The sequence below is a fragment of the Geotalea uraniireducens genome, from assembly GCF_027943965.1.
GTDB lineage: Bacteria > Desulfobacterota > Desulfuromonadia > Geobacterales > Geobacteraceae > Geobacter > Geobacter uraniireducens.
This window is the reverse complement of record NZ_AP027151.1, coordinates 2,410,989-2,425,451: the sequence shown is the minus strand read 5'-3', so window position 1 is coordinate 2,425,451 and position 14,463 is coordinate 2,410,989. Positions and strand designations below refer to the sequence as shown.

The window sequence follows — 14,463 nt, the reverse complement described above, 5'->3', positions numbered from 1 at the left end:
TTTACGATATCCGGTTGCGGCTGTTTCGGATATCTTTATACTGTAGTCGACCGATGACTGGGCCGCCGTAGTAGTCTCGTACATAAATTCTCCTCCCGGGACGATTATGAAAACGCTTACCGATCTCTTCCAGACTTTTCCTGCACGGGGTGATGCCACGGCATGTATCCATCGCACCGGCGTCCGACGGTTGTTGTTTTCCTATGCGAAAATTCACGACCTGTCGTTGCGAATGGCTGCGTGGCTGGGTTCGCAAGGGATAGGCGCCGGCGATCGGGTTGTACTCTGGGGGCCCAACTCTCCTTGGTGGATGGTGGCTTTCTGGGGAGTCTTGGCGCGGGGCGGCATCGTCGTGCCGGTCGATTTCATGTCCAATGCCGAGCGAGCCACGATGATCGCGGAGCTAACCCGTGCAAAACTGATTTTGCAAAGTAATGATAAGCTGGAACGGGTGCATCGTCTGCCCGCCCAGTTGATGGAAGAACTCGCATTTCTGCTGGAGAAGATCGAACCTCAGTCATCGGTTTTTAATGCCAGCCCCGATGAAACAGTTGAAATCGTCTATACATCGGGAACAACCGGTAACCCCAAAGGGGTTGTTCTATCGCACCGGAACCTGGTTGCCAATATCCTTCAGGTCAATCAGCATATCCCGGTTGTCAGTTCCGACTTCCGTTTTCTGTCCCTCCTGCCGCTGTCGCATCTCTTCGAGCAGATGGGGGGATTTCTGACGCCTCTCTACAACGGTGCCGCGATCGTTTACATAAGAACGCTCAAGCCGTCGGCGATACTTGAAGCACTGCGCGAAGAGGATATCTATGCGATTATCGCCGTACCGCGTCTGCTCCTGCTCCTGAAGGGGTCCATCGAGCGCAAGTTGGCTGCAAAAGGGCTGGATAGGACCTTTTCACGGTTTCTGACACGAATGGACAAGGTGCCGAAAGGATTGCGCAAAGAGCTCTTTTTGCCGATTCATCGCCAATTTGGCCGTCATTTCACCTTGTTCGTTTCCGGGGGGGCGGCGCTCGACCCCGAGGTTTTCCTTTTTTGGGACCGTCTCGGTTTTACGCTGCTTGAGGGGTACGGTCTGACTGAGTGCTCGCCGGTGCTGACCGCCAATCCGCTGGATCGGCAAAAGCTCGGCTCGGTGGGAACACCGTTGCCCGGTGTGACCGTGAGGATTGTCGGGGGAGAGATCCTTGTCCGCGGTGAAAATGTCTTTGCCGGCTATTTTCAAAACCCTGCGGCGACCGATGAAGTGCTCCAGAATGGCTGGTTTCGTACCGGCGACCTCGGCGAGTTCGATGGCAGCGGCTGGCTGAGGATCAAGGGCCGGTGCAAGGAACTTATCGTCACTGGCGCCGGCATCAATGTCTACCCGGACGAAATCGAGGCGTTGCTGAATCGGACGGCGGGGGTCAGGGAGTCGTGTGTGGTCGGGCTCGACCGGGGGGCTGGCGAAGAGGTCCATGCGGTAATCGTTCCTGACGGAGGCGGCAGGCCCCTCGACGAGATTATCGACGAAGTGAATCGGCAGCTTGACGACCTGCATCGGATTACCGGCGGTTCGGTTTGGACTGAAGCCGAATTTCCCAAGACAACCACCCTGAAGATCAGGAAATTCCAAGTCAAACAGCGACTTCAGGAAGGAGCCAATGCCTCCGCAGGGGGGGCTGTCGATCGCCTCGTCCTCCTGATCGGTAAGATCACCGGGATGCCGGCCGAGCGGATCACCGACGATGCTTTGATGGTTGCGGATCTCGGCCTGACCTCGATCGGTCGGCTGGAATTGGTCAATGCCTTGGAACAGGAGTTTCGGCTCGATTTGGAAGACTCGATCATCGGGCCTCAATCTCGGGTACGCGATCTGCGGGAGATCATTACCCGCCGGGAAAATATCTTGCTGCGCGAGCATTTCCGCCTCTGGACGACTTCCGCTCCGGCGATGGCTTTGCGGCGCTTCGGCGATGCGTTGCTCCATTATCCGTTGGCCAGCGCCTTTGCGCTGCTGGAGTCCCAGGGGAGGGAACATCTCGACGGGATAGCGGGGCCGGTCCTGTTCGTTTCCAACCACCTGAGTTACTTCGATCACCCGGCGATCATGTTCTCGCTGCCGGAACATTGGCGGTATGCCACGGCAACGGCAGCCTGGGAGGAGTTTTTTTTCAGGAACTTCAAAAACAGCGCACAAAAAGTCTGGAAACGTTGCGCTTTCGAATATGCCTCGCTCGCCTTCACCGTCTTTCCGCTCCCGCAAACGAGAGGATTCCGCGGCGCGTTGCGTCATATGGGGCGGTTGGCCGACCGAGGCAAGAGTATCCTGGTTTTTCCCGAAGGAGAGCGGTCGGTCGACGGGACTCTCCTCCCGTTCCGTTTGGGCCTGGGCATTATGGTCCGCGAGTTGGCGATACCCGTTGTGCCGGTAAGGATTTCCGGGTTGGAGAAGGTGTTCCCCCGCGGTGCCGCCTGGCCGCACCGTGGGGCGGTGCGGGTAGCGTTTGGCGAGCCGCTGTACTTTACCACCGAATCTCCGACCGAGATTGTTGCCGTAACACGAAAAGCGGTGGAGTCACTCTGAGCCATGGAATGGTATCGCCTTTCCCATACTGAAACACTGCGGGCGCTTGATGCGACAGCGACCGGGCTCACTATTGCCGAGGCCCGGAAACGCCTTGCACAGTTCGGTATGAATGAAATCCGCCATGAGGCCCAGCGTAAACCCCTCCGGATGTTTTTGGGCCAATTCACCGACTTCATGATTATCGTCCTGCTGATTGCCGCCGTAATCTCCGGGATAATCGGCAAGCCGGGCGATGCCCTGCCGATTCTGGCGATCGTCCTGCTCAACGCGATCATCGGGTTTGTTCAGGAATTTCGTGCCGAACGGGCGCTGATTGCCCTGCGAAAGATGGCCGAAAGCACGGCGATCCTGTTGCGGGATGGGGCCAGAATCTCGGTTGCCGCACGCGAGATCGTCCCCGGGGACATTGTCCTGCTCGAGGCGGGCAACATCGTTCCCGCCGATCTCCGCCTGCTCGAAGCCGTTCATCTGCAAGCAATGGAGGCGGCGCTGACCGGCGAGTCGCAGCCGGTGGAAAAGACCGTTGCGCCACCGGCCGACGAACAGGTCTCACTGGGTGACCGGCTCGATATGGCATATATGGGGACGGTGGTTTCCTACGGGCGGGGGATGGGGGTCGCGGTAACCACCGGCATGGGTACCGAACTGGGGCGGATCGCCGAGGCGATCCGGTCGACGAAGGCGGTTCAGACGCCGTTACAGCGCCGCCTCGCCCTGTTTGGCCAGCGGTTGTCAATAGCGATTTTTTGCGCCTGTCTGGTGATGTTTGTCGCTGGCACCCTTCATGGCGAGCCGCTGTTCATGATGCTTTTGACGGTGATTTCGCTGGCCGTGGCGGCAATTCCCGAGGCGTTGCCGGCGGTGGTGTCGATAACCCTGGCCTTCGGCGCCCGCCGGCTGGTGCGTCAGAACGCCTTGATCCGCCGGTTGCCGGCGGTGGAAACCCTCGGTTCCGTTACCTATATCTGTAGCGACAAGACCGGTACCCTGACCTTGAACCGGATGACGGTGGAAACGATCTGGGCCGGCGTGACGTCGTTTACGCCAGGCGCAGCCCCCCCGTGGCGGCCTGCCGCTGAAAGACCGCAATCTCCCGTTGCGCTCCTCTTGACCGCTCTGGCTCTCTCCAACGATGCCGCGATTGATGATCAGGGGGAATTGACCGGCGATCCGACCGAAGTAGCTTTGAGCGTTGCAGCCCGGGCCGCAGGATACGACCGGGCCGAACTGGAACGGCTTTTCCCCCGGCTTGCCGAACTCCCTTTCGATTCCAGCCGAAAATGCATGACCACCGTGCATCGTTGGGGCGAACGGGTAATTTCCTTTACCAAAGGTGCCGTCGAAGTGGTGGTTGGCTCTTCGGCCTCCGCCTTGGGTGATGGTGGCGTTGCTGAGCCATTGCGTGAGGAGGGCATAGCACGGCAGGTCGAGGCCCTCGCGGGGGAGGGGCAGAGAGTCCTGGCCGTTGCCATGCGGACCTATGATCGCCTCCCCGACATCCCTGGGAGTGACAACCTGGAATCGGGCCTGACCTTCCTCGGCCTGGTCGGGATGATCGATCCACCCCGTCCCGAAGCTCAGCAGGCGGTTGCCCAGTGCCGTACGGCGGGAATCACTCCCGTCATGATCACTGGGGACCATCCCCTGACTGCTCGAGCCATTGCCCGGCGTCTGGCAATCATTGACCATGACGGCACCGCGGTAATGACCGGTACCGAGCTGGCCGCGCTCTCTTTTGACGAACTTGTCGCCCGGGTGGAATCGGTCAGGGTCTATGCGCGGGTGGTCCCGGAGCAGAAGCTGAACATTGTCAACGCGTTGCAGCAACGGGGGCACTTTGTCGCCATGACCGGTGACGGGGTAAACGATGCTCCGGCGATCAAAAAGGCGGACATCGGCGTGGCGATGGGGATTACCGGCACGGATGTAGCCAAAGAGGCGGCGGCCATGGTTCTCCTGGACGATAATTTTGCAACGATAGTCAGGGCGGTGCGGGAAGGTCGGCAGATTTTCGCCAATATCCGCAAATTTATCATCTATTCCATTACCTCGAATACCGGCACTTTGATTGCCGTGGCGTTCGGGCCGCTCTTTGGCCTGCCGCTGTTGTTGCTGCCGATCCAGATCCTCTGGCTGAATCTGCTCTGCGACAGTCTGCCCGGACTGGCATTAGCCAGCGAACCGGCTGACGACGACATCATGAATCGACCGCCGATCAACCCGACCGAGGGGATCTTCGCCGGCGGGCGGGGGTATTTCGTCGTCGGGTTCGGGGTGTTGATCGGAGCCGGCGCCCTGGTATTGCAGGCGCTTACCATGCGGGCTGGCTGTGCCTGGCAAACAATGGTGTTGACGTTTCTGGTGGTCAACCGGCTTACGGTTGCCATGGCCGTTCGTTCCGACCGGCGGTCGTTATTCAGTATCGGCCTGTTTACCAATCGGCCACTGGTCGGAGCACTGTTCGTTACGCTGCTGCTGCAGCTGACGGTGGTATATTTCCCGCCCGGTAACAGAATCTTCGCTACCTGTCCGCTGACAATTCGCGAACTGTCGCTCACTATTGCCGTTGCCGTGGGGACATTGCTGGTGGTGTCGGAGTTGCAGAAAGCCCTGGTTCGCTCGCGCGCCCGGCGGGGTTAGATGTCGAGAATGACGGTTGCCCGCCAGCAGCCTTCACGGTATTCGACCAGGAACCGATGGAGGGTTACCGCTTTCACATCGACAATCATGGTATGTTTTCCCGGGTTGATCTCTTCGCCGCGGGCCACCGCTGTGAGACTGCTCCGGGCGGGGGTGCCAGAGAGCGCGATGTCAGTGATGCGCAAGAGCAGTTGCCGGGCGTCTTTGTGGTACACGAGCTCCTGGAGAAAGGCAAAAAGGAGTAGATCGAGCTGCTCGCCGGCCAGCTCGATCGCCACGGCAACGACCGGGGCTACCGTCGCCGGCTCTTCAACCATGACGCCCAAGAGGGCATCGGCGGCGGCGATAAACAGTTCTTCCTGTGTTGTTCCCCACGCCTCGAAGGCAATGTCGGCCGTGGCGATCTCTTCCAGGTAGCGATACGGCATGGGGCGTTCCCCGCCTTAGAGAAGAGCGTCGATCGCCTCGAAATCGATTTCGTTCTCGGCGTTGGTGGTGATCCAGGAAATCTTTTCCCGATCCTCGGCGGTGATTTTCGAGACGTCTTCAAGTAGTGTCGTGAAGACGTTGGCTGTCGAATCGTGGACCCTGATGTAGGGAATATTGCTGTCGTCGAGGATCTGCTGGGTGATCTCCGAAACGGGAACATGGCCGGCGATGGCCAGCCCGGCGATTTTCTCCTGGTAGGCAGGAATGTGATAAAGCGAGGAGAGAGTCACAATCAGTTCGTCGCGGGAGCTGGTCAGTACCATGAGGGTGGAATCCTCCAGCCCATCGGCGACCCGCTGTGACGAGGCGGCGCCCAACTGGATATGGTGGAGAATTCTGCTCCGACCGTCCGGATCGCCATGCAGCGGCAGGTTGAGCAGTTTGCCGATGTGGCTCAAGGTTGGATTAGCCAGAATCGGCGAATAATTGAAGCCGCCGGATACCTGGATGTTCCGCCCGGGAAAACCTTTGCGGAGAAAGCCAAGGACCGATTCCCGCTTATCGGCACGGAGTTTATTTACGATCACCATCCGGACGTCGGCGTCTTCTTTTTCGTAAAGGGCCAGGTTCAGATGTACCGCATCAATCGCACTGCCGATGCCGCTGTCGGTGACGATGATGACCGGGGCGTTCAGGCTCCTGGCAACACAGGCGTTGCTCAGACCGATCACCGACCCGACGCCGCAGTGGCCGGCGCCTTCTATGATCAGAAAGTCGTATTTCTCGTCGAGGACGGCGAATGATTCGATGATGTTCTTTTTCAGTGCATGGCAATCAAGCTTGCCATTCAGGTAATCGCGCGTGAAGCTTTTGTGCAGCGACACCGGATTCATCAAGCGGATGTCTTCTTCCAGGCCGAAAGTCTTGGCCATCAGGATGGCGTCCATATCGATGGTCAAATCCTGGTAAAGTTCGATCTTCGGTCCGATCGGCTTGATGAAGCCGACCCGCTCATATTTCTGTCTTGCCAGATGCATGAGCGACACGCTCATGGTGGTCTTGCCACAGTTTTGGCCTGTTGCGCCGATAAAGACTCGTTTCGCCATTATCCCCCCTGACTAAAACAATTGATCTCATCTACTTGATGTATTATGGTTAATGCGCTTCTCGCGGTGCGGGGTAGCTCCGGTTGATCAGTATACACTAATTCCCCGAGCCGGGCGAAAAAATGACACGCGGTAGGGTATGGCTTTCCAGTGCTTTTGAAGTGAGATGCAGGATGTGTGTTGGCGTACTTTGTGCTTGAGCTGAATCGTCCAATCCCTGGTGGAAAAAGGTGACTTGTGAAATCTGCCCGCTTTGCCTTCGTCGTCGCATTATTTTTAGCCGGGTGTTCTCCGGTTCGCCAACAGCTCAATGCCTGGCAGGGTGCCAGCCTCGAAGAGCTGATCGATCGTGTCGGTCCGCCGTCCACCGTCTCGACGGACGCCTCGGGGAACAAGTTTTATCACTGGTATGAGGACCGGGGCGGCGTTTACACCTACGGCGGGCCGGTAAATCTCAACTGCGAGCGGATTGTCGGCGTTGATTCCCGGGAAACAATCGATTCGATCACCTGGAGCGGCAATTGTATTGCGGTGCCGGATTCGCCGTGGCAACGCTCTGTCGGCGACGGCAAATAAGGGCAAGTCTATGCGCATTGACGACAAAATATCGTCGCGGGACGTCGGCAAGAAAACTAAAAAGGGGACGTTGGTAAAATCGGACGGCGGCAGCCCCTCGCCTTTTGTCAGGACTCTTTCGCGCCAGCAACTGGAGTTTGAGGGTTATGAGCAGGAACTCCAGGATTTGAAAGAGGAAATCGATCAGGCTGGAACCGATCTGGAGCGGGAACCGACCATGGCCAATTTCAGAGTGTTCCGTGACCTGATTGCCGCTCTTACCAAGAAAGTTACTACCCATGCCTATCGGTTGGAGCGGGTAGGGGGGACGACGCTTAATCCTCGCTGTTTCGAAATTATCACGGTGATCGATCGGGAAGCGGATAATCTCTATCGGTTGATCATGGCTGAAAACAAGGATCGGTTGGCGATAACCAACAAGATCATGGAATTGAAGGGGCTGGTTGTCGACTTCAAAATCTGAGCGTGCCTGTCAGCCTTTGACGTTGCCGATCGGCCGCAGCCTGGCCACCCGCCTGCTCAAACCTGCCAGTTCCGTTGCTTCCGCAACCGCATCGATGTCTTTGTAGGCAAACCCCGCTTCTTCCGCCAACCCTCCCCATGACGCCGTTCGTACATAGATTCCCCGCTCTTCCATGTCTCGCTGGAGTTTCTGGCCTTTGACCATTCTTTTCGCCTGGTGGCGGCTCATTGTCCGGCCGCTGCCATGGGCGGTAGTAAAGAATGTGTCGGTACCGCCGGGCTCGCCGGCCAGCAAATAGGAGCCGGTTTCCATGCTGCCGCCGATGATCACCGGCTGGCCGGTTTCCCGGTAGCGTTCGGGAATTCCCTCCTGGCCTGGGCCGAACGAGCGGGTGGCGCCTTTGCGGTGGACCAGGAGCTGACGCCGTTTTCCATCCACAAGGTGGGTCTCCAGTTTGGCGGTATTGTGGGCCACGTCGTAGACCATCCCCATCCCCAGGTCGTCGGGGTCACGGTGAAACAGATCGGAAAACACCTCGCGAATCCGGTGCAGGATCACCTGGCGATTGGCAAAGGCCATGTTGACCGCGCATTTCATTGCGGCAAAGTAATCCTGCCCTTCAGGGGAGCGGAACGGGGCACAAGCCAGCTCGCGGTCGTGCATCGTAATGCCGTATTTGCTGGTCATCACGGCCAGGAACCGCTGCAGGTAGTCCGTGGCGATCTGGTGACCGAAACCGCGACTGCCGCAATGGAACATGATCACAACCTGGTTCGGCCTGGTAATCCCGAACGTCCGGGCTGTTTCCCCGTCGAAAATATTTTCCGGGCGGGCTACCTGGATTTCGAGGTAGTGATTTCCCGAACCCAGGGTGCCGATCTGGTTGTAGCCGCGCTCGATCGCTCGCTGACTGACCTTGGTAGCGTCGGCCCCGGCAAAGCAGCCCCCTTCTTCGGTGAGTTCCAGATCTTCCGGCCAACCATAGCCATGTTTCAGGCACCAGCGTGAGCCCATTTCGGCAACGCGGCAAAATTCGTCATGGCTCAGTTTGACGAAGCCGTGGCTGCCAACGCCCGCCGGTACGCGCTGAAAGAGCGCGTCGACAAGTTCCCGAAGCCGTGGCCGAACCTCTTCTTCGACGAGATTGGTCAGCACCAGGCGCATCCCGCAGTTGATGTCGAAGCCGATCCCCCCGGGGGAAATAACCCCGGTTGCCGGGTCTATAGCCGCCACGCCACCGATGGGAAAGCCGTATCCCCAATGGCCGTCGGGCATGCAGTAGGAATATTTCTGGATACCCGGCAGGCAGGCGACGTTGGCTGCCTGTTCAAATACGCCGGCATCCATGGCATTGATCAACCGCTCGTCGGCAATGATACGGGCCGGGACCAGCATGCCCGCCTTATACGATACCGGGAGTTCCCAAATGGTGGCGGATATCTTTTTCAATGCTGCCGGTACTGCCATGGCATTCCCCCTGCGAGTCTTTCTGTGCTAACTATAGCACAAGATGGCGCGGGAGCCTCTATTGGGATTCTGACGGTGTTCGAGATGTGTAGGTAAGTAGGTGTGTGGATGACTATTTGTTGAAGTTCTGGTGCCAATTATCGAAAATTGCGATCTTATGTTCTCCAAAGACGCCCAGGTTCTGTCTGACTTCGGCCACGGATTTTTCCCTGCTCAGATTGTCGGGTTTCTTGGAGAAAAAGAGATCGGCATAACAGACGATCCGTTCTTCGGTGGTGAGTGGAACCATCTCGCGGTGGGGGAGGGGGAGGTTTTGACTGACGATGTCATCGACCGTAAGGCCGACGCCGATATGGCGTTCGCACAGTAGCGCGTGGCGTGGCAAGCCCTCGCTTTCGAGGATTTGCCGACCGAGAATGCCGTGGACAATGTAGGGGGCTTCGCCGGAGCAGCCAAGTTTTGCCGCGTTGGTTTCGCAGATGCCGATGTCGTGCAACAGGGCCGCTTCCTCGATGAATTGCAGGTCGAGCGGTTGTTTTTCGGCCAGTCGTCGGGCGACCTCTAACGCTTTTCGGGCAACAGCCCTGCTGTGTTCGAGAACGATGGCCAAGCTTACGCTCTCGGTGCCGAAGTATTTTTGCAGGAGTTCTTCACCATGCATGGCTGTTTCCTCGAAACAGGGGATGTTGCGGTTGTCGGGAGAGAATACCGGTTCAGTGTAATAGACTTTTATCAGTTCTGTAAAGAGGGCGTTCTGAACCGCTGCAGTGTCTTGCCGATTTCTGCTATGATAAGAATTAATCGCTGCTGGCAAAGGAGAGGGCCGGGATGGTTGAAATCAAGGAAAGTGATCTCCGTGTTGAATATTACCGCGGTTCGGGTCCCGGTGGACAGCATCGGAATGTGACGGAAAGCTGTGTTCGGATTCGCCACCTGCCGACCGGTATTGTCGTTCAAGCCTGTGAGCATCGCTCCCAGGCCCGTAACCGGGAACTGGCCCTGGCGCGTCTGCAGCAGGTGCTGCAGCGGAGGCAACAGCGGCAGAAAAGGCGGGTTGCTTCTCCGGTGCCGAAAGGAGAGAAGGAACGGCGCCTTAGTGACAAGAAACGTGTTGCCCTGAAAAAACGGCTTCGTTCCACTGCCGGCGATGAGTGATAAGTGGCTAATTCCTTGACCTTCCTGGGGCTATCGGGTATTCTTTGCCGATTATTGATTGAGGGAAGCTATGTCTCGACCAACATGGGATGAGTACTTTATGGAGATTACCCACCTTGTCGCCAAGCGGTCCACTTGTTTGCGGCGTCAAGTGGGGGCTGTCATCGTCAAGGACAAAAATATCCTTGCCACCGGATATAATGGTGCGCCGTCGGGTGTTGCCCATTGCCTTGAGGTCGGCTGTCTGCGCGAACGGCTCAATATCCCCTCGGGGGAGCGGCATGAACTCTGTCGCGGGCTGCATGCCGAACAGAATGCGATCATTCAGGCGGCCAAGCATGGTACGAACATTGACGGGAGTACGCTCTACTGTACCACCATGCCGTGCATCATCTGCTCGAAGATGCTGATCAATGCCGGCATTCGCCGGATTGTTTACGAAGAGGGGTATTCCGATCAGCTGGCTCAGGAGATGATCGCGGAGTCCGGCGTCCACGTCGAGAAGTTTACTGAACTACCCCAAGGTGACCAGCGATGAAATGCCCTTTTTGCGCCTTTTCCGACAGCAAGGTCGTCGATTCCCGCCCCGACAAAGGGGGGGCGGCTATCCGGCGCCGTCGCGAGTGCGAATCGTGCGCCAAGCGGTTCACCACCTACGAGCGGATCGAAGAGACGCTCCCGCTGGTGCTTAAAAAAGACGGCCGCCGCGAACCGTTCGATCGGCTGAAGCTCATTGCCGGGATTCAGAAAGCCTGCGAAAAGCGCAAGGTCTCCCGGGAGACGATCGAAAAGCTCGTTGATCGGCTCGAATCGCGGCTGCAGGAGTGGGGCGAAAAGGAAGTGCCGAGTACCACTATCGGCGAGTGGGTGATGACTGAGCTCCACGAGATCGACGAGGTCGCGTATGTGCGTTTCGCCTCTGTCTATCGATCCTTCAAGGATGTCAACGAATTCATGACCGAATTGCAGGATTTGCTGAAGAAGTAGCACTTCCGCTGTGATACAGCCCCTGCTGCCGCTGCCGGACGCTTTTCCCGGTGATTGCCCACCATGACCGACTTCAACGAACAGATGATGCATCACGCACTGAAACTGGCTCGCCGGGGCGTCGGCAAGACGGCGCCGAATCCGGCGGTCGGTTGTGTCATCGTCAAGGATGGTGCGGTGGTCGGAACCGGCTGGCATCGCCGGGCCGGCACTCCCCATGCCGAGGTGCATGCCTTGCGTCAGGCGGGGGATCGGGCACGCGGCGCGGATGCTTACGTTACTCTTGAGCCGTGCTCCCATTTCGGCCGGACTCCTCCCTGTGCCGATGCATTGGTCGAGGCCGGCCTCGCGCGGGTGGTTATCGGTATGGTCGATCCGAATCCCCTGGTCAGCGGCCGGGGCATAGCCCGGCTGCGGGCCGCGGGTGTCGAGGTGATCACCGGCGTGCTGGAAGAGGAATGCCGCGTCCTGAACGAGCCATTCCTGAAGCACGTCCAGACGGGGATGCCTTTTGTCATCTGCAAAAGTGCCATGACGATGGACGGTAAAATCGCCACTGCCAGTGGCGACTCCAAATGGATTACCAATGAACGGTCGAGACGTTATGTGCACCGCCTCCGCTCGGCAGCCGATGCGGTCATGGTCGGCATCGGGACGGTCGAGGCGGATGATCCGCAGCTGACGGCGCGGATTCCCGGCGGTAAAGATCCCCTGCGGATCGTCGTTGACAGTTCATTGCGGCTGTCTCCTGAGGCACGCCTCCTGCGCCAGCAATCGTCCGCCCGGACCATTGTCGCAACGGTGGCGCGGGATGCCGCACGGATCGGGGCATTGGACGCCGCCGGCTGTGAAGTCGTGACGTGTCGGTCCGTCGGGGGTCGGGTCGATTTGGCCGAGCTGCTGGCGCTTCTCGGCAAACGAGGGGTCCAGTCAATCCTTCTGGAAGGGGGGGGCGAGCTGGCCGGCTACGCTCTCCGCCACGGCCTGATCGACAAGTTTGTGCTATTTTATGCCCCCAAATTGCTTGGCGGCACCGGCGGCTATGGACCGTTCGCCGGCGAGTCGGCCGTGCGAATGGACGCCTGTTTTCGCCTTGGGCGGGTGTCGGTTCGCCGGTTTGCCGACGATGTGATGATCGAAGCCTATCCGGAGGGGATATGTTTACCGGACTGATCGAGGATGTCGGTTCGATCCGTAAATTCGAACGGTCGGCTGCCGCCGGGCGGTTGACTGTTGCCACCAGCCTGCCGGTTGAGGGGATTGCCCTCGGTGATTCGGTGGCGGTGAACGGCGCCTGTCTTACCGTTGTTGCCAGGCAGGCGGGACAGTTAACGTTCGATGTCTCTCCCGAGACCCTGGCGAGCAGCACGCTCGGCCAACTCGGCCCGGGCGCCGCGGTGAATCTGGAGCAGGCACTCCGGCTCGGCGACCGGCTCGGCGGCCATTGGGTTACCGGACACGTCGATTGCCTCGGCGAAATTGTCGAGCGCCGGTCTCTGGATGGCAACACTGTCATTCGGGTACGTCTCCCCCGGGAAAACTGCCGCTATGTCGTCGAAAAAGGTTCGGTGGCGCTCGACGGAATCAGTCTCACGGTCAATGCCGTTGACGGGGAAACCTTCTCCGTCAATGTTATTCCCCATACCGCTGTGATGACCACCCTGCACAACGGCAAAGTCGGCATGCGGGTGAATATCGAAACGGACATCCTCGGCAAGTATGTCGAACGGTTGCTGACCGGTGACCGGCAGCCGGCGGCAGCCGGCCGGATAACCCTTGATCTGCTTGCAAAGAACGGCTTTCTGTGAGATATAGGTGTGTTACATTTTCCCTAGATGGAGTAACCGATGTCTGTTGCCAAGATAGAAGACGCAATCGAGGATATTCGCCGCGGTAAGATGGTCATCCTTGTTGACGACGAAGATCGTGAAAACGAAGGCGACCTGACTATGGCGGCCGAAATGGTCACCCCCGAGGCGATCAATTTCATGGCCCGCTACGGTCGCGGCCTGGTCTGCCTGACCATGACCCAGAAGCGGTGCGATCATCTCCAGCTGCCGATGATGGTTTCCGAGAACACCTCCTCGTTCGGAACGGCTTTTACCGTGTCCATCGAAGCGAAAAAAGGGGTGACGACCGGCATCTCGGCTGCCGACCGGGCGCACACGATTCTTACCGCTGTGGCCGATGGGACGACGGCCGACGACCTTGCCCGGCCGGGGCATGTCTTTCCGCTGCGCGCCCGCAACGGCGGTGTGCTGGTGCGGGCCGGCCAGACCGAAGGGTCCGTTGACATGGCCCGCCTGGCGGGGCTCAAGCCGTCCGGCGTCATCTGCGAGATCATGAACGACGACGGCACGATGGCGCGGATGCCGGAGCTTAAGAAATTCGCCAAAGAGCACGACTTGAAGATCTGCACCATTGCCGACCTCGTTGCCTATCGACTCAAGCACGAATCTTTGGTCCGGCGTGCCGCGGATGTGCTGCTGCCGACGGAATGCGGGGACTTCCGGGCGGTGGCTTTTGAAAACGACGTAGATCGTCTGGAGCACCTTGCCCTGGTCAAGGGGGAGATCAAGGGGGACGAGCCGGTGCTGGTCAGGGTCCATTCGGAGTGCATGACCGGCGACGTTTTCCATAGCCTGCGCTGTGACTGCGGCAGCCAGCTTCACCGGGCCATGGAGATGATCGAAGCGGCCGGGCGGGGGGTCATCCTCTATATGCGTCAGGAAGGGCGCGGGATCGGTCTGTTCAACAAGCTGAAGGCTTATGCGTTGCAGGATCAGGGGAAGGATACCGTCGAGGCCAACCTGGCCCTCGGCTTCAAGCCGGACCTGAGGGATTACGGAATAGGTGCCCAGATTCTCGTCAATCTGGGTGTGAAGAATATCCGTCTGTTGACCAACAACCCGCGGAAGCTGATCGGCCTGCAGGGCTATGGGATCAATATTGTCGAACGCGTGCCCATCGAGATTCCGCCGACCAAGTCGAATATCGGCTATCTGAAAGCCAAGCGGGAGAAGCTCGGCCATCTGCTCGAAAATATCTAGTGTGATCTG

14 protein-coding genes are annotated in these 14,463 nt (G+C 58.6%); 10 read left to right on the top strand and 4 right to left on the bottom strand.

Translation table 11 applies throughout. The annotated features are described in order from the left end of the window. Nucleotides 1-106 precede the first annotated feature (106 nt). Together QMN23_RS11335 and QMN23_RS11330 are read left to right on the top strand one after the other, a co-directional pair. Complete coding sequence (locus QMN23_RS11335) at nt 107-2,578, top strand: AMP-binding protein (RefSeq protein ID WP_281999416.1); 2,472 nt, start codon at nt 107-109, stop codon at nt 2,576-2,578. 3 nt (nt 2,579-2,581) lie between these two features. Next, nucleotides 2,582-5,221, top strand: coding sequence for a cation-translocating P-type ATPase (locus tag QMN23_RS11330; protein ID WP_281999415.1), 2,640 nt, complete (start codon nt 2,582-2,584; stop codon nt 5,219-5,221). Here QMN23_RS11330 and QMN23_RS11325 read toward each other — a convergent pair. Both QMN23_RS11325 and QMN23_RS11320 read right to left on the bottom strand, forming a co-directional pair. Continuing rightward, nucleotides 5,218-5,649, bottom strand: coding sequence for an archease (locus QMN23_RS11325; RefSeq protein ID WP_281999414.1), 432 nt, complete (start codon nt 5,647-5,649; stop codon nt 5,218-5,220). The two genes, QMN23_RS11330 and QMN23_RS11325, sit on opposite strands and share 4 nt — an antisense overlap. 15 nt (nt 5,650-5,664) lie before the next feature. After that, the gene (locus tag QMN23_RS11320) at nt 5,665-6,756 is read right to left on the bottom strand and encodes a phosphotransacetylase family protein (protein ID WP_281999413.1); all 1,092 of its coding nucleotides are present in this window, start codon (nt 6,754-6,756) and stop codon (nt 5,665-5,667) included. Nucleotides 6,757-6,993: 237 nt separating this feature from the next. On the opposite strand from QMN23_RS11320, the gene QMN23_RS11315 reads away from it, so the two are divergent. Continuing rightward, the gene (locus QMN23_RS11315; protein ID WP_281999412.1) at nt 6,994-7,332 is read left to right on the top strand and encodes a hypothetical protein; all 339 of its coding nucleotides are present in this window, start codon (nt 6,994-6,996) and stop codon (nt 7,330-7,332) included. Nucleotides 7,333-7,342: 10 nt separating this feature from the next. Next, nucleotides 7,343-7,795, top strand: a complete 453-nt coding sequence (locus QMN23_RS11310; protein ID WP_281999411.1) for a YaaR family protein — start codon at nt 7,343-7,345, stop codon at nt 7,793-7,795. Between the two features lie 9 nt (nt 7,796-7,804). Here the strand turns inward: QMN23_RS11310 and QMN23_RS11305 are convergent, their stop codons facing one another. Together QMN23_RS11305 and QMN23_RS11300 are read right to left on the bottom strand one after the other, a co-directional pair. Beyond that, nucleotides 7,805-9,262: an RtcB family protein gene (locus tag QMN23_RS11305; protein ID WP_281999410.1), complete on the bottom strand. Its 1,458-nt coding sequence runs from the start codon at nt 9,260-9,262 to the stop codon at nt 7,805-7,807. A gap of 112 nt (nt 9,263-9,374) precedes the next feature. Continuing rightward, nucleotides 9,375-9,923: an HD domain-containing protein gene (locus QMN23_RS11300; protein WP_281999409.1), complete on the bottom strand. Its 549-nt coding sequence runs from the start codon at nt 9,921-9,923 to the stop codon at nt 9,375-9,377. A gap of 167 nt (nt 9,924-10,090) precedes the next feature. Between QMN23_RS11300 and QMN23_RS11295 the strand changes: the two genes are divergently transcribed. The 6 genes from QMN23_RS11295 (at nt 10,091) to QMN23_RS11270 (ending at nt 14,454) form a co-directional block, all read left to right on the top strand. Beyond that, nucleotides 10,091-10,417 carry a peptide chain release factor family protein gene (locus QMN23_RS11295; RefSeq protein WP_281999408.1) on the top strand — a complete coding sequence of 109 codons (327 nt, stop codon included), beginning with the start codon at nt 10,091-10,093 and terminating at the stop codon, nt 10,415-10,417. 70 nt (nt 10,418-10,487) lie between these two features. Next, nucleotides 10,488-10,955: a deoxycytidylate deaminase gene (locus QMN23_RS11290; protein WP_281999406.1), complete on the top strand. Its 468-nt coding sequence runs from the start codon at nt 10,488-10,490 to the stop codon at nt 10,953-10,955. Continuing rightward, nucleotides 10,952-11,404, top strand: coding sequence for a transcriptional regulator NrdR (gene nrdR / locus QMN23_RS11285; protein WP_281999405.1), 453 nt, complete (start codon nt 10,952-10,954; stop codon nt 11,402-11,404). Before QMN23_RS11290 ends, nrdR begins: the two co-directional genes overlap by 4 nt. 63 nt (nt 11,405-11,467) lie before the next feature. Continuing rightward, nucleotides 11,468-12,577, top strand: a complete 1,110-nt coding sequence (gene ribD / locus QMN23_RS11280) for a bifunctional diaminohydroxyphosphoribosylaminopyrimidine deaminase/5-amino-6-(5-phosphoribosylamino)uracil reductase RibD (RefSeq protein ID WP_281999404.1) — start codon at nt 11,468-11,470, stop codon at nt 12,575-12,577. Then, on the top strand, nt 12,562-13,212 hold the full coding sequence (locus tag QMN23_RS11275; RefSeq protein ID WP_281999403.1) for a riboflavin synthase: 651 nt from the start codon (nt 12,562-12,564) through the stop codon (nt 13,210-13,212). Before ribD ends, QMN23_RS11275 begins: the two co-directional genes overlap by 16 nt. Before the next feature lie 39 nt (nt 13,213-13,251). Next, nucleotides 13,252-14,454 carry a bifunctional 3,4-dihydroxy-2-butanone-4-phosphate synthase/GTP cyclohydrolase II gene (locus QMN23_RS11270; RefSeq protein ID WP_281999402.1) on the top strand — a complete coding sequence of 401 codons (1,203 nt, stop codon included), beginning with the start codon at nt 13,252-13,254 and terminating at the stop codon, nt 14,452-14,454. Nucleotides 14,455-14,463: the final 9 nt, after the last annotated feature.

Bases quoted from the DNA above. Each gene is read 5' to 3' on its own strand.
- QMN23_RS11335 (WP_281999416.1), top strand. From the start codon at position 107: ATGAAAACGCTTACCGATCTCTTCCAGACTTTTCCTGCACGGGGTGAT.
- QMN23_RS11330 (WP_281999415.1), top strand. From the start codon at position 2,582: ATGGAATGGTATCGCCTTTCCCATACTGAAACACTGCGGGCGCTTGAT.
- QMN23_RS11325 (WP_281999414.1), bottom strand. From the start codon at position 5,649: ATGCCGTATCGCTACCTGGAAGAGATCGCCACGGCCGACATTGCCTTC.
- QMN23_RS11320 (WP_281999413.1), bottom strand. From the start codon at position 6,756: ATGGCGAAACGAGTCTTTATCGGCGCAACAGGCCAAAACTGTGGCAAG.
- QMN23_RS11310 (WP_281999411.1), top strand. From the start codon at position 7,343: ATGCGCATTGACGACAAAATATCGTCGCGGGACGTCGGCAAGAAAACT.
- QMN23_RS11305 (WP_281999410.1), bottom strand. From the start codon at position 9,262: ATGGCAGTACCGGCAGCATTGAAAAAGATATCCGCCACCATTTGGGAA.
- QMN23_RS11300 (WP_281999409.1), bottom strand. From the start codon at position 9,923: ATGCATGGTGAAGAACTCCTGCAAAAATACTTCGGCACCGAGAGCGTA.
- QMN23_RS11295 (WP_281999408.1), top strand. From the start codon at position 10,091: ATGGTTGAAATCAAGGAAAGTGATCTCCGTGTTGAATATTACCGCGGT.
- QMN23_RS11290 (WP_281999406.1), top strand. From the start codon at position 10,488: ATGTCTCGACCAACATGGGATGAGTACTTTATGGAGATTACCCACCTT.
- nrdR (WP_281999405.1), top strand. From the start codon at position 10,952: ATGAAATGCCCTTTTTGCGCCTTTTCCGACAGCAAGGTCGTCGATTCC.
- ribD (WP_281999404.1), top strand. From the start codon at position 11,468: ATGACCGACTTCAACGAACAGATGATGCATCACGCACTGAAACTGGCT.
- QMN23_RS11275 (WP_281999403.1), top strand. From the start codon at position 12,562: ATGTTTACCGGACTGATCGAGGATGTCGGTTCGATCCGTAAATTCGAA.
- QMN23_RS11270 (WP_281999402.1), top strand. From the start codon at position 13,252: ATGTCTGTTGCCAAGATAGAAGACGCAATCGAGGATATTCGCCGCGGT.